General features: G+C 59.5%; 13 protein-coding genes and 1 tRNA gene. 4 read left to right on the forward strand and 10 right to left on the reverse strand.

Annotated features, from left to right (window positions below; translation table 11 throughout):
• Window positions 1–9: 9 nt before the first annotated feature.
• The 5 genes from cysD to ACTH3D_RS05355 form a co-directional block, all read right to left on the reverse strand.
• Entirely contained in the window at window positions 10–981 is a 972-nt protein-coding gene (gene cysD, locus ACTH3D_RS05335; protein WP_441666015.1) for a sulfate adenylyltransferase subunit CysD, read from the reverse strand.
• 110 nt (window positions 982–1,091) lie between these two features.
• Window positions 1,092–1,835, reverse strand: a complete 744-nt coding sequence (locus tag ACTH3D_RS05340) for a metallophosphoesterase (RefSeq protein ID WP_441666017.1) — start codon at window positions 1,833–1,835, stop codon at window positions 1,092–1,094.
• Window positions 1,835–2,326 carry a DUF1249 domain-containing protein gene (locus ACTH3D_RS05345; RefSeq protein ID WP_441666019.1) on the reverse strand — a complete coding sequence of 164 codons (492 nt, stop codon included), beginning with the start codon at window positions 2,324–2,326 and terminating at the stop codon, window positions 1,835–1,837. The genes ACTH3D_RS05340 and ACTH3D_RS05345 overlap by 1 nt, the downstream gene beginning before the upstream one ends.
• 1 nt (window position 2,327) lies before the next feature.
• Window positions 2,328–2,975, reverse strand: coding sequence for an NUDIX domain-containing protein (locus ACTH3D_RS05350; RefSeq protein ID WP_441666021.1), 648 nt, complete (start codon window positions 2,973–2,975; stop codon window positions 2,328–2,330).
• Between the two features lie 94 nt (window positions 2,976–3,069).
• Window positions 3,070–3,768, reverse strand: a complete 699-nt coding sequence (locus ACTH3D_RS05355; protein WP_441666023.1) for a hypothetical protein — start codon at window positions 3,766–3,768, stop codon at window positions 3,070–3,072.
• 139 nt (window positions 3,769–3,907) lie between these two features.
• Here ACTH3D_RS05355 and greB point away from each other — a divergent pair, with 139 nt between their 5' ends.
• The gene (gene greB, locus ACTH3D_RS05360; RefSeq protein ID WP_441666025.1) at window positions 3,908–4,447 is read left to right on the forward strand and encodes a transcription elongation factor GreB; all 540 of its coding nucleotides are present in this window, start codon (window positions 3,908–3,910) and stop codon (window positions 4,445–4,447) included.
• Between the two features lie 214 nt (window positions 4,448–4,661).
• Here greB and ACTH3D_RS05365 read toward each other — a convergent pair whose 3' ends face one another.
• Both ACTH3D_RS05365 and ACTH3D_RS05370 read right to left on the reverse strand, forming a co-directional pair.
• Window positions 4,662–5,690: a methyltransferase gene (locus ACTH3D_RS05365; protein WP_441666027.1), complete on the reverse strand. Its 1,029-nt coding sequence runs from the start codon at window positions 5,688–5,690 to the stop codon at window positions 4,662–4,664.
• Window positions 5,687–6,514 (reverse strand): methyltransferase domain-containing protein, encoded by an 828-nt coding sequence (locus ACTH3D_RS05370; protein ID WP_441666029.1) that lies wholly within the window; start codon window positions 6,512–6,514, stop codon window positions 5,687–5,689. The genes ACTH3D_RS05365 and ACTH3D_RS05370 overlap by 4 nt, the downstream gene beginning before the upstream one ends.
• A gap of 109 nt (window positions 6,515–6,623) precedes the next feature.
• Between ACTH3D_RS05370 and ACTH3D_RS05375 the strand changes: the two genes are divergently transcribed.
• From ACTH3D_RS05375 to xseA, 3 genes are all read left to right on the forward strand, one after another.
• Window positions 6,624–6,700: transfer RNA gene (locus tag ACTH3D_RS05375), tRNA-Arg, on the forward strand.
• Window positions 6,701–7,053: 353 nt separating this feature from the next.
• Window positions 7,054–7,491 carry a hypothetical protein gene (locus tag ACTH3D_RS05380; RefSeq protein WP_441666031.1) on the forward strand — a complete coding sequence of 146 codons (438 nt, stop codon included), beginning with the start codon at window positions 7,054–7,056 and terminating at the stop codon, window positions 7,489–7,491.
• Window positions 7,492–7,846: 355 nt separating this feature from the next.
• Window positions 7,847–9,205 carry an exodeoxyribonuclease VII large subunit gene (gene xseA, locus ACTH3D_RS05385; protein WP_441666033.1) on the forward strand — a complete coding sequence of 453 codons (1,359 nt, stop codon included), beginning with the start codon at window positions 7,847–7,849 and terminating at the stop codon, window positions 9,203–9,205.
• Window positions 9,206–9,221: 16 nt separating this feature from the next.
• Here the strand turns inward: xseA and ACTH3D_RS05390 are convergent, their stop codons facing one another.
• From ACTH3D_RS05390 to ACTH3D_RS05400, 3 genes are all read right to left on the reverse strand, one after another.
• On the reverse strand, window positions 9,222–10,622 hold the full coding sequence (locus tag ACTH3D_RS05390) for a sigma 54-interacting transcriptional regulator (protein WP_441666035.1): 1,401 nt from the start codon (window positions 10,620–10,622) through the stop codon (window positions 9,222–9,224).
• 20 nt (window positions 10,623–10,642) lie between these two features.
• On the reverse strand, window positions 10,643–11,224 hold the full coding sequence (locus ACTH3D_RS05395) for a hypothetical protein (protein ID WP_441666037.1): 582 nt from the start codon (window positions 11,222–11,224) through the stop codon (window positions 10,643–10,645).
• On the reverse strand, window positions 11,224–12,570 hold a 1,347-nt coding region (locus ACTH3D_RS05400), incomplete at its 5' end, for an ATP-binding protein (protein ID WP_441666039.1). The genes ACTH3D_RS05395 and ACTH3D_RS05400, both read right to left, overlap by 1 nt.

The raw sequence follows: 12,570 nt of genomic DNA on the forward strand, positions 1-12,570 counted from the left end.
CGGCTCCCCTCAGAAATACCCTTCACGTTTCTTCTTCTCCATGGAGCCGGCACCATCGTGGTCAATGGCACGGCCGCTGCGCTCACTGGTGCGGGTCAGCAGCATCTCCTGAATGATATCGGGCAACGTCTGCGCCCGGGATGCCACCGCGCCAGTCAGTGGGTAACAACCCAGGGTACGAAAACGCACCCATTTCTCTTCGGGCACTTCACCGGCTTCCAGCGGAAAGCGTTCGTCATCGACCATGATGTCGAGGCCATCGCGCTGCACCACCGGACGCGGCGCAGCATAGTAAAGCGGCACAATGGGAATCGACTCCAGATAGATGTACTGCCAGATATCCAGCTCGGTCCAGTTCGACAGCGGAAACACCCGGATCGATTCGCCCTTGTTGATGCGTGTGTTATAGAGGCTCCACAACTCAGGACGCTGGGATTTGGGCTCCCAGCGATGGTGCTTGTCACGGAAAGAAAACACCCGCTCCTTGGCACGACTGGCTTCCTCGTCACGCCGGGCACCACCAAAGGCGGCATCGAAACCGTGTTTGTCCAGCGCCTGCTTGAGACCAGCAGTCTTCATCACATCGGTGTACTTGGCGCTGCCGTGATCGAAAGGATTGATGCCCGCCGACACACCGTCCTGGTTAACGTGCTCGATCAGCGACATGCCGGCCTCGGCAACCATACGGTCGCGGAACGCGATCATCTCGCGAAACTTCCAGGTGGTGTTGACGTGCATCAGTGGAAACGGCGGCACCCCGGGATAAAACGCCTTGCGCGCCAGGTGCAGCATGACCGACGAGTCTTTGCCGATGGAGTACAGCATCACCGGATTGCTAAATTGAGCGGCAACCTCACGGATGATATGGATCGACTCAGCCTCAAGTTGCTTGAGGTGAGTCATTCGGCGCGGCGTGACGGCAGCCTCATCAGCGGCAACAGCCGGATTATCGGCTTGCCTGGCAACGTGCAGGGTGGACATGGCCCAGATACCTCGCATCGCAGGGAAAGTGGCAGGATGATGCGAGGTTAACAAAGCTTATTAATTGCTCAAAAGAATCAATGTCTATCTTTTTATTCCATAACAACCTATCAAGACAGCAAACTGACCCGCTCTATCCAGCTAGAAAACGCATCCTCGTTCAGCTCGATCACTCGAAAGCCGGGCTGAGCAACGCGGTCCACCGCAAACTCAACACTGCCGGGCAAGAACTGGTCGCTGGTTGATGGCGTACCGTAGACCGGAACCTCACCGGTGCGGGTGGCAAGCTGACCGACAAATGCCTGGTGAATATGCCCGCAAACAATACCGCGAACCTGGGAGCGTCCGCCCAGCAGGTCACAGAGCGCCTGACTGTCGCTGAGCCCCAAGGCATCCATCCACGCTGAGCCTACGTCCATCGGTGGGTGGTGCATGAAAATCAGCGTCGGCTGGTTGTTATGCGCATCGAGCGCTCTGGCCAGTGCGGCCAACCCATCATCGCCCAGCTGGCCCCGGGCATGTCCTGGCCAGTGGGTGTCGGCCAGTAGCAAGCGCCAGCCTCCGGCGTCCAGCGCCTCGGGCATGGGCCGCAGACTGGCCATGATCGCCGGCGCGTCATGGTTGCCGGCCAGCCAATACCACGGGCAGCCAAGGCGCGACATCGCCTGCTCCGCCAGCACGTAGGACTCAACGCTATTGTCTTCGCTAATATCCCCGCTCAGCACCACCAAATCAGGGTTAAGCTGGCGGGCACTGGCAACAACCGCCTCCAGCTGTCGATAGGCCACGCCGGTGCGGCAGCGCGCATCGGGGTCGGCGCGCAAGTGACAGTCGGTAATCTGGATAATACGCATCAACGCAACTCCGACAGATCAAGCGCGTGTCCATGGGCCAGCCCATGGCTCAACCACTCGCCAAGAAAACGGTTGAGCTGCAACTTTTCGTCAGGCTGACGCATGTGGGCATTAGGGTAGCGATAGCGTCCATCGAAGTGGCGCTGACGCTGAAAATCCGTGACTTCGGCCATGCGCGCATCGTGATATAGGTGCACCCGCATGCGCGGCGATGACAGCACCTGCTCCAGCGCACTGCCACCAAGGGGCGCACCCTCCAAGCCGCTGTGTTCCAACGCGCTGGGCTGGGAAACCCGCACGATGGTGGTATAAGGCGCACGCTCCTGGACCTCCAGGCACAGAAAGCCCAGCGAGCGACCATGACTGATCAGCTCGAACTCGCGGCTCTCCCCCGCCTCGGTATCGCCCAACAGGCGCACCAGCCGTAAATAATTAGCGGAGCACTCGCCCTGCAGGGTCTTGAGATCCGTTACATAAGCACGCCGATTCACCTTACCTCCTGGCCCGTAATGACGCCCGCTCGGCATTCAGCCAATGCAGACCGATCAGGCACATGGCGTTATCAAGCCGCCCTTCACGCAGCAGCGCCATGGCCCGGCCAAAGGGTACCACGTGCACGCGAATGTCTTCGTGTTCCTCCTCCAGGCCGTGCACGCCACCAAGGCCACGGCTATCCACCAGGCCACACAGCAATGTGACTTCCTCATCGCAGGCGCCAGGGCTCGGGTAGTAACGGTGAAGCTCGAACAGCTCTCCGACCTCACAGCCGGCTTCTTCCAGCGCCTCACGGCGCGCTACGTCTTCTGCGCTCTCGCCCGGCTCAGCGAGTCCGGCGACGATTTCCAGCTTCCAGGGGGAGTGCTCGTCATCCAACGCACCGGGGCGAAACTGCTCCACCAGTACCACGGTGTCGCGCTCAACGTCATACAGCAGCACGCCTACGGCGTCGTGACGGCAGTGCACTTCGCGGGTCATCACCTGACTCCAGCCGCCATCAAACAGGCGATGGCGCAGCTCGATAGCCTCCAGACGGAAAAAACCCTGATAAAGACAATGACGGGCCACTACGTCCACATCGTCGGCACAAAACGGGGGCTGATCCGAAGTATCACCGGCGAACATCGCTTCAGTTTCTGACATGGGTTACTCCACTTTCAGGCAAGTTTAGCCAAAATCAGCCAAGCCCCATTATCGACACAGCAAAGCGATGCCGCCAGTCTTGACAAGGTTCCCATTAGCCGCCGAGCTTCTGACGCAGCACCCTGGCCTGATTTTTCAGCGCTGTATCAGAAGCCTGACGGTCGGCGCGCGGCGTGCCCTGCTCAGCGCGACGGGCGTGCTCAATGGCCTCAGCGTTACGGCCTTCATCGGCCAGAAACGCAGCGTAATAATAATTCACATCCATGCCTTCAGGGCGAATTTCCAACGCGCGCTGGAACATTTGCTCGGCAATTTCACTATCACCAAACGCCACCGGCCAGCCCGGCGCACGATCATAGAGCGCACCCAGAGTGACATAGGCCGATCCTGCATGGCCGTCGGGGTCAATTTCAACCGCACGCTCCAGCACTTTTCGGGCCTGTTTGGCAGCACCCAGGGCACCAAGGCCGCCCACTTCACGCGCCAGCGACGCCCGGACAATACCATCAATAATCAGCAGGTCACTATTGCCGGGGTTGGCCTCTACCAGCGCCGTCGCCTCCGCAGCCAGTGACTCCAGTGCCTGCTCGCGGCTGCTCTTGTCCATCGCCGTGGTGATGTGCTCCCAGCGACCAAGCAGCTCGTAAGCCGGACCATCCCACGACTGCGCAAGTGCCAAAGGCGACACCGCCAGTGTCAGCGCCAGAGCACTAGGCAACAATAACTGCTGAAGCCGGGTTTTCGTGCTGGTCTGACCAGAGCTAAAATCAGAGTTGATACGCGGGTTACGCATGATGTCGTCCTTTTATGATTGTCATCGTCGGTTGCCAGCATAAATGTAACGAACGTTTGAATGAACCACCAGCACCAACATCACCCCTGGGTGCGTTACCATCAGTGTTTCATCTCACCACTGAACAGAGCATGTACCCATGAAAGGCCGCAACATGACCCGCTGGCGCGATCCCGCCAAGGATCCGCGCCAGGAGCCCAAGAGCAACCTGATCACCGCTGAAGGGGCTGCGCGCATGCGCGGCATTCTCGACCATCTGTCGCGGGTCAAACGCCCCGCCATATCAGCCAAGGTTGGCGAAGCCGCCGCACTTGGCGATCGCAGTGAAAACGCCGATTACACCTATAACAAGAAAGAACTACACCGGGTGATCGCCCGCATCCGCTACCTAACTACTCGGCTGGATGAGCTGCAGATCATTGACCGCCTGCCAGCAGACACCGAGCGGGTATTCTTCGGCGCCTTTGTCACCCTGGAAGACGACAACGGCGAAGAAATGCGCCTGCGTATCGTCGGTCACGACGAAACCGACACCAGCAAGCACTGGATCAGCGTAGACGCACCGCTGGCCAAGGCACTGCTCGGCAAAGGCCTTGACGACGAGGCCACAGTAGCAGCCCCCGGCGGGGAAAAAACTTGGCTGATTACCGAAATCGAGTACCAGACACCAACTGTCTGACCCAAAGGCGCCTTACGGCTCAACAGACAAGCCCAGTTTATCGGGCGATACGAAAAGCCGTCGCGTAGCACGTAGCCAGCTGCCCTCCCACAGTAAACTGTGACATCACTCAGGCTCTGATGAAGCCAGCAGATGGGCGCACTGGCTTGGTCCTGTGGAAAGCCAGTTTATTGGGTGACGCAGGCCGCTGGCCTGTTGAAGATAGCTCTAGCTGTCAACGCCAAACGGCGCGGTACACCCGGTAACGCCGATCATCAGCCAGTATCTCGAAGTCACCAAAGGTCTCGCTCAGTTGCCTCGGCCAGGGTAAAAAGGCATTAGCCACCAACAGAAGCGAACCACCCGGCTTAAGATGCTCTGGCGCTTCGCGAATAAGCCGACTGGCCGGACCGTGGTCAACACTGCGCTCCTGATGGAATGGCGGATTGCTGACAATGGCATCGAAACGCCGTCCGCCAAGCGACGAATAGACATCACCCGGCAACACTTCACCGACCAGCCCATTGGCCGCCAGGCTACGTCGAGTCGCTTCCACCGCAAAACCGTTGACATCCACTGCACACACCTGATGCCCGCGCTGAGCCAGCCAGGCGGCGATGATGCCGTCGCCACACCCCATGTCGAGCACGCCACTGCTCTCAGGTGCGATACTGGTCAGCGCATCAGGCAGGTGCTCAAGCAACAGCCGTGTACCATCATCGAGCTTGCCGTGGCCGAATACCCCCGGATGGCTAGCCAATGTCAATCCGGCGGCTTCAAAGTGCGACCAGGCCGCGTCGGGCTCCAACGCTACCCGCTCCAGTGCAGAGCCAAACAAACTGCAGCGCCGTGCATTATCCAGCCGCTGGCAGCCCAATCCCAGCGCCGCCAACACCTTGAGTACGCGCTTGATGCCGCCCTGATTTTCGCCCACCACCTGCAGCGGCGTACCTGGTGGAAGCTGAGCGCATAACCACAGCAACCACCACTCACCCAACGCATGGGCCTTGGGCCAGAACAGCACAACGCCGGGCGGCGCCAGCTCAGCTTCGCCTAGCCCTGCCCCGCCCAAGGCAGCACTCAACGGCGAAATCGCGGACTGCCCGCGCCCACGCCAGGCATTCAGCATGGCCTCATCGGCGCTGAGCAGCATGCCTTGGCCCGTCTCCAACCAGCTATCCTTGGGCGGCGCAACCCACAACCAGCCACAATAGTCGGTCGACTGCCGCTCAAGTAACTGGCACACCTGGGTTTCAGCACTCATTGATCACTCTCCCGTAACGAGCCGATTGGCGCATTCCGAGCCTCATCACGCTCAAAGGTATACAGCAAATAACGCCCCAGCCGCCAATGCGGATCGACTCGGCAATAACGCCACTCGATTTCCAGCAAGTCATCGTGACCCTGCTGAGTTTCCGTCGGACGACGCAGGTAGTCGTGGAAAATGCGCACTCCCGCCACCGCAGTGAGCCTCAGTCCGCAGACTTCGGCCCACTGAGTAACTTCAGCATGGGTAAGTGGTGAGATCGGCGTCAACCGCTGGCGCAGGCCGCGTCCGGCCAGACGGTCGTCGAGCACCTTGCGCAGATTGCCTTTCACGGCATTGGAAAACCGCAGCGCATCGCGATTGAACACCATCAGCGACAGTTGCCCGCCCGGCGCCAACAAATTGGTCAGCACTTCAAACGCCGCGCGGGGATCAGCCACCCACTCCAATACCGCATGGCAGACCACCAACGGCCAAGGCCCGGGGGCCACCTCGCCAAATGCCTGCAGCGGCTGCTGATGAAAGGTCACCGGAAACGCCGCCAGACGCTCCCGCGCTATCGCCAGCATCTCGCCAGACGGTTCGCTTAGAGTCACCGCATGGCCTCGCTTGGCCAGCCACTCACTCATCTGCCCAAGCCCGCCACCTACGTCAAGCACCGGCTGGCCGTGTAGATCCAGCATCTCCGGCAGCAAACGGTCCAGCAAAGCCAACCGCAGATGCCCGCGCGGGCCGCCGTACAGACTTTTAGCAAACTTCTCGGCGAGACCGTCAAAGTGACGATCGCCTGCCGACGAAAGCGGACTGGCGGGAGCTGACATACTGGATCATCCATCACAGGAAAAGGCACATTCTACCTGCAACAGACACAATCTCCGACAGCCGCGGGTTTAACTTGGCCGCCCGGCACTTTATAATGCCGCCCGTCGCGCCCCCATAGCTCAGCTGGATAGAGCGTCCCCCTCCTAAGGGGAAGGCCTCAGGTTCGAATCCTGATGGGGGCGCCACTCCCCTTTGATACTCCCCTGATATACCTAGCTTTTCATCTCACTTCTTTCGGCTGACAATCAATCCCGCTTCCAGCGTGGCCACAATATGACGCGTTCAGCGGCTCATAACTTTCGTCACTCGTAGACAATTTGTCTTTTATGCCGTGAACTGGCCGTAAGTGCCAGTGAATTAAACAATGTTCACACCCTGAGCAGGCCTCCGTCTCTAGCCATACGAAGACCGCAGAGATAAGCTTCACGCATAGCGTTTGTGACAGTGATTGTGGCCAGCTTCCAGGCTGGCTGCCCAGCGAAACAGCAGCAAGACTCCCATTTTCAGCGACCCCCGCACGTATTGAGGTAACAACAGCATGAACCGCACCCTGAAGTTGGCGGCCCTTTTGATTGGCGCCCCCCTACTCCTCACCGGCTGTCTCTCTGACTATCCGCAGTTTCAGGCGGTAGACCAGACCAAGCTCTGCGTGGCTTCCACTGATGAAGAAGCCATGCAATGCCCAGAAGGCGAGCTGTTCATGGCGCGTCTGTTACAACCCAACCCCGAAATTCGTGCTTTCAATGCCCTGAATACAGCTGCCCTGTATTGCGACACTAACCACCCGATCTTTGAAAACCAGGCTGGAGTGATGTGTGTCATGACCCACGACCGCTTCGAATTACTTACTGGTGCAAATCCTGATGCCCAGGGCATGGAATCCACACAACAAGACCTGCCGCAAGCAGCCACCCAGCCGGAAGCCGCAGCAGAGTCTTCCCATAACGACCAGGCTCAAGAAGCACAACAGCAGTAACATGCCCTAGGTCCAAGCCTGACGCACTGACAGCTGCAATAAAAGATACCCGCGTAACCTCCGAACATCCGGAGTTACGCGGGTATTTCATTTGCAACAAGCCGACGCCTGACTAGGCTCTGTCGTGTAGCTGGGCAGCCTCAATTACCAAGTGCAACACCTCCAGCGACTTGTTAACCATTTTTGGAAAAAATTTTACTGACACCATGGCAGAACGTATCAGTGAAGAAAGTCTGCGAACCTATGCAAAGCCTGCATGGTCTGCGCTGACACAATCTGACACCTCCCACCCCATAATGCATGGTGGCCAGACATGATAAACTGGCGCCCCCCCCCTTCCGAAGAAGCTGCTTGCATGCCTGCTGTGAACACTCCCGTCTCGCCTGCCACCCCTGATGTTCTGAGCGTCAGCGACGTTAACCGTCGTGCTCGGGAACAGCTGGAGCTCAGCATTGGTCAGGTATGGGTTGAGGGTGAGCTATCCGGCGTATCGCGGCCGGCGTCAGGGCATGTGTACTTCACGCTCAAGGATGAGTTTGCCCAACTACGCTGTGCGCTGTTTCGCAGCCAGGTGCGCTTTGTGGCAGCACCCATGCGCGATGGTGATCGGGTCAAGGTGCGCGGCAAGGTGTCGCTGTATGAGCCCCGCGGCGATTACCAACTGCTAGCCGAGGCAGTGCAAGCCAGCGGCGAAGGGGAGCTGTGGGCAGCCTATGAACGACTCAAAACGCAGCTTAGCAACGAAGGCGTCTTTGCCAACAATCGACCGTTGGCTTACCCGCCGAGGCGCTTACTGGTGCTGACCTCGACCAGCGGTGCTGCTGTACGCGATGTGCTGGCAGTGCTGAAGCTGCGCTGGCCGCTAGTGGATGTTAGCCTGATTCCGGTACCGGTGCAGGGCAAGGCGGCGGCCCCAGCGATGATTGCCGCTCTGGCGCTGCTGAACCGCCAGTCGGCGCTGACTCCTGAGCGCGATGTAATTCTTGTTACTCGCGGTGGCGGCAGCCTAGAAGACCTGTGGGCATTCAACGATGAGCACCTGACGCGGGCGATTTTCCATTCGCGCTTGCCGGTTATGTCGGCGGTGGGCCATGAGGTCGATGTGACTCTGGCCGACTTTGCTGCCGACCGTCGCGCGCCTACGCCGTCGGCTGCCGCCGAGCAGCTGACACCTGATCGCCTCACCCTAGCCAGTCAGCTCAAGGCAACTGGGCGTCAGCTGGTCAGTAGCCAGCGCCGCCGCCTGCACACCGAGGCCCAGCGTCTTGACCATTTACGCGCCCGTCTGCGCCACCCTGGTGCAGTGCTTGATCAGCAAGGCCACCAGCTGGCGCAATTGAAATCCCGACTGGTTCGCGCCATGGATTCCCACTTGACAAGACAACAGCAGCAGCACCGGCTGTTGACCCAGCGTCTGGACCGGCGCTCGCCGGAGCAATACCTCACCGAGGCAAAACAGGGGCTTGATGAACGCTACCGACGTCTGCAAGCCGGCATCCGGCGCGAGCAAGCTGCTCACCGGCAACATCTGGCGGCTGTGGTGCGCGAGCTGCAAGCGGTCAGCCCGCTTGCCGTGCTGGGTCGTGGCTATGCCATTGTGCAGGACAGCAGCGGCCAGGTGATTCGCCAGGCCCAAGACACCCAGCCCGAACAGCTACTGAGTGTGCGACTGGTCGATGGAAAGCTCCGTGTCAGGGTTGAAGGCCGAGGATAGGCTTACGACCTCTCACTTAGGCCTCGCTGCTGTAGTAGCCGCCTGGCTTGAAGCTTGAAGGCTCAAGTTCATGGCGGGCCAGCAGCTTGTAGAAGTCGGTACGGTTACGCCCGGCGATACGCGCCGCCTGGGTCACGTTGCCCTCGGTAATCTTGAGCACTTTGACCAGATAACTTCTCTCAAAGCCGGCCCGGGCATCACTGAAGCTCGGCAGCGCATTCTCTTCCGCCGCCAGCGCTTGGGTCACTAACGCCTCGGGTATAATCGGCGTGTTGCTCAGCGCGACGCACTGCTCCACCACATTGACCAGCTGACGCACGTTGCCGGGCCAGGCACTGGCAGCCAGCAGATTCAGTGCCTCCCGTGAAAGCCCGGTCACAAAGGGCTTGTGCCGCGCGGCCGCCTGGGCCAGCAAGTACCGAGCTAGCAGCGGTACGTCCTCGGCACGCTCTTTCAGCGGTGGCAACTTCAGGTTGACCACATTCAGCTGGTAGAACAGATCTTCGCGGAACTCACCGTCATGCATGGCCTGGGCCAGGTCAGTATCAGTGGCTGAAATCAGACGCACATTCACCGCTATGCTGCTGTTCGAGCCCAGTGGGCGAGCTTCACCGTTCTGAAGCGCGCGCAATAATTTGACTTGCAGCGTCAGGGGTATATCAGCGACTTCTTCAAGAAACAGTGTGCCGCCATCAGCTGCCTGGAACAGGCCACGATGCTCATTGAGCGCACCGGTAAAGGCACCACGGGTATGTCCAAACAGCTCACTTTCGAGCAGCTGCTCGGGCAAAGCGCTGCAGTTTAGCGTGACAAAAGGCTTGTCGGCACGCGGGCTGGCTTTATGAATGGCTGCCGCCATCAGTGCTTTTCCCGACCCCGACGGACCGGTTAACAGCACGCTGACATCCGAAGCTGCTACTACCTTGGCCTGCTCAAGGATGCGCTCCATTTCGGGGCTGCGGGTGATAATCGCCGAACGCCAGTCCTCATCGTCTTCATCACGGCTACCTGTACTCTGGAGCAGCGCTTCGTCGATAGTAGCGAACAGCTCGTCACGGTCGACCGGCTTGGTGAGAAAGCCGAAAACCCCCTCACGAGTAGCGCCAACGGCATCAGGAATCGAGCCATGTGCGGTAAGAATGATCACCGGCAGGCCCGGCATGCGGCGTTGAATTTCACGGAACAGCGCCAGACCATCCATTTCATCCATGCGCATGTCGGAAAGTACCAGGTCCGGGCGCTCGGCCTCCAGGCGCGTCAGCGCTTCCTTGCCGCTGGCGGCGGTAGTGACGCGAAAGCCCCGACTTTGCAGGCGCATTCCCAAAAGCTTCAACAGGCTGAGATCATCATCGACCAGCAGAAGATGGGCATTGTGCTCGCTGCTAACCCCTGAACCTGTGGACATGCTTGCAGACATGGACGCTACCTCCTTTAGGCTTATTCGCGGTGCTGACGCGCGTTGATATTACGCTCAATCTCGGTCAGCGCTTCGATCTTGGTCGTCAGTGCCTCAACCTGGCTGTTCAGCGTATCAACCTCTGCTTGCAGCGCACCGCTTTGCTGACCTGATGCGCGACGAGCGCGACGCGCCTCCGCCAGCCTAGCGTTAGCTTCACGCCGCTGCTCAAGCTCGCCAAGCCAGTAGCTCAGTAGCGGCTGAAGGTTCACTGGTGCTACGCCAAGGTCGGCATGCAGCAGGCTAGAAGCCTGGCTGCGCTGGGCATCGTCGCCCCAGGCCAGCACCATGGCTCGGGCCAGGCGCTGATCGGCACGGGGCTCTTCAATATCGGCCTCAAGCTGGGCCAGCATGGCCTCGCGCCACTCAGCATCGCCCTGCTGGGATGCCAGCCCGTAGGCGACCCAGTCATCCAGTAGGCATTCGTCTTGGGTGAAATCCGGTATTCCTCCCAGACAGTTTAGCCCCTGAAAATTACCTCTGTGGCCGTCGATGGCAGGTAGCCACTGGCAGCCCGCCATCAACATGCCCATCACACAGGCCAGCAAAGGACGTAATTTCATCACAGCTTCCTTGTGTCGGTGGGCGGCAGAGTCAGCCGGAAACACACCGAAAAACGGTCATCATCAACCAGGTCAAGCGATCCCTGCTGGAGCCGCGCGCAGTCTGCAGCGACAGACAGTCCGATACCCGAGCCTTTCAGCGCGCCTTTACGCCGCGCCTGGCCCTGATAAAATAGTGTGAACAGTTTATCGCGATCGCTGTCTGCAATGGCATCACCGCTGTTGGCTACCTCGATATGCAGAGAGCCTTGTCGGCAACTGGCGCGAATGTCTAGCTCACCGCCGTCCTCACCATAGGCGACGGCGTTGGAAATCAGGTTGTCCACAATGGTGGTCGTCGCATTCGGTACAACATGCCAGTACAAGGGGCCATCAAACAACGTAACGCGCATGCCTTTGCTTTGCAGTGCCAGACGATGCTTAGCTAGCACGTCTCTAGCCAAAGTGGCAATGTCCAGGCGCGTGACCTCCTGGCTGCGATTCTGTTGCAGCACATTGTAATCCAGCAACTGCTCAATCAAGCGCTGCAATTCGCTGCCGCTGGCATCAATCAGCTCCAGCACTTCACGCTGGCTTGCGGTCATGTCACCGGCCACACCGTCGGCCAGCAGCGAGGCACCCTCGCGCACGCTAGCCAGCGGCGTCTTGAGCTCATGGGACATATGCCGCAGAAACTGGCGTTTTTCTTCTTCCAGTTCATGCAACCGCGAGGCCAGCCAGTCCAGCCGCTCATCGAGCCTGGCCAGCTCTGAGGGCACCTGAATGGGGCTTTGAGGCGTCGCCTGACTGCCACCAATGCTGAGAATACGTTTCTCCAGATGGCTGACCGGGCGAATGATCAGGCGGGTAAACAGAATCATCAGCACCAGACTGGCGGACACCAGCGCCAGCGCCTGCCACCACAGTAGCTCACGCACGGCCAGCGCCTCGGCGTGGATGCTGTCCAGGCGCTGGTCAATTAACACATTGGTCGCCAAGCGCATCGGCTCAATATGCTGCGCCATGCTGGAAAACTGGCCCAGCTGCTCGCCAAACTCTTCTAGAGGCAGCGCGCTCATGTCAGCCAGGCCACTCAGATAAGCGACCAGCGCTGTGACATCCGGGTCATCCGGCAGCAACTGATGATGCTGACTGAGCAACACACGGTAGCTGGCCAGCTGTTCATCAAACATGGCCAGCAGGCTTGGCTCCTCGACCACGGCATATTGCCTAGCGCTGCGCTCCAAGCTAAGCGCTAGGCTGGCAATGGTGCGCGCCCGGCGGGTTTCTTCAACGGCCTGCCGCGCACTTTGCTCAGCCAAGCCAGACAGCTCGTAAAGCGCCTGCCCGGCCTGATACACCAGCAC

The organism is Halomonas sp. (genome assembly GCF_052095765.1).
Classification (GTDB): Bacteria; Pseudomonadota; Gammaproteobacteria; order Pseudomonadales; family Halomonadaceae; genus Halomonas.